General features: G+C 67.3%; 1 protein-coding gene. It reads left to right on the top strand.

What is annotated here, in order from left to right:
* The first annotated feature begins 233 nt into the window (after nt 1–233).
* Nucleotides 234–1,073, top strand: a complete 840-nt coding sequence (locus tag ACFY00_RS38150; RefSeq protein ID WP_388038896.1) for an IS5 family transposase — start codon at nt 234–236, stop codon at nt 1,071–1,073.
* The last annotated feature ends 29 nt before the right edge of the window (nt 1,074–1,102 follow it).

Genomic DNA, 1,102 nt, shown 5'->3' with positions numbered 1-1,102 from the left:
ATTGGGCGTTTCACCCGTAATTTGGTGGATTGATCCCGATTTTGGGGCCAACTGGACTGCTGGCATTCGGTGGCACTTGGGGCCCTGGTGGCAGGAGTGCTGCTGTTGCGCGGATGTCCGCCGGAACTGTGCGCTTCCTCCTGTCTCATCCCCGAATGCCCGGTCTGGGCCTGTTCGTCTCTCGAGAGCCGCGCGCGCTGGGCAGGGCGGCGATTCCGCGGTATGCCGTCATCATGACGGATCGTCGACCGTATCCGAGCGACCTGTCCGATGCCCGTTGGGCCCTCGTCGAGCCCACCCTCACTGCCTGGCGCCAGGCCCGAACCGAGCGGGCCCTCGCGTTCGGCCGACCGCCCGAACACGACCTGCGCGACCTCCTGGACGCAATCCTGTACGTCGATCGCACCGGCATCCCCTGGCGCTACCTCCCGCACGACTACCCGCCATGGGAAACCGTCTACGCCTACTTCGCCCGCTGGCAACGCGAGGGAGTGTTCAAGCAGCTCAACGGCCTGTTGCGTCGCCTGGTCCGCACCGCCGAGGGACGCGATCCGGAACCGACGGCGTGCATCGTCGACTCGCAGAGCATCAAGACCTCCACGAACGTCCCCGCCTCGACCCAGGGCCCTGATGTCGGGAAGAGGATCGTGGGCAGGAAGCGCAACATCGTCACCGACACGATCGGCCTGCTGCTCGTGGTCCTGGTCACCGCCGCGAGCGTGCAGGACGGCACTGCTGGCCGGCAGCTTCTGACCACGGTTGCGGCCGAGCACCCGAGCGTCGGCAAGGCCTGGGCCGACATGGGCTACAAGAACGCCGTCGTCGAGCATGGCGCCACGCTGGGCATCGACGTCGAGATCGTCCGCCGCGACTCCGCGACCAGGGGGTTCGTCGTCCAGCCACGACGTTGGGTCGTCGAGCGCACCTTCGGCTGGCTCATGAACCACCGCCGCCTCGCCCGCGACTACGAGGCACTCCCGGCCCGCTCCGAAGCCATGGTCCACGTCGCCATGATCAGCCTCATGACCCGCCGCCTAACTGGCGAGACCACCCTGACCTGGCGCGGAACCTGAGCGCCGAAGTCAGGGACGAAACGCCCAGT

It is taken from the genome of Kitasatospora sp. NPDC001540, assembly GCF_042894345.1.
GTDB classification, from domain to species: domain Bacteria; phylum Actinomycetota; class Actinomycetes; order Streptomycetales; family Streptomycetaceae; genus Kitasatospora; species Kitasatospora phosalacinea_C.
This window is presented reverse-complemented; position numbering and strand designations above follow the sequence as displayed.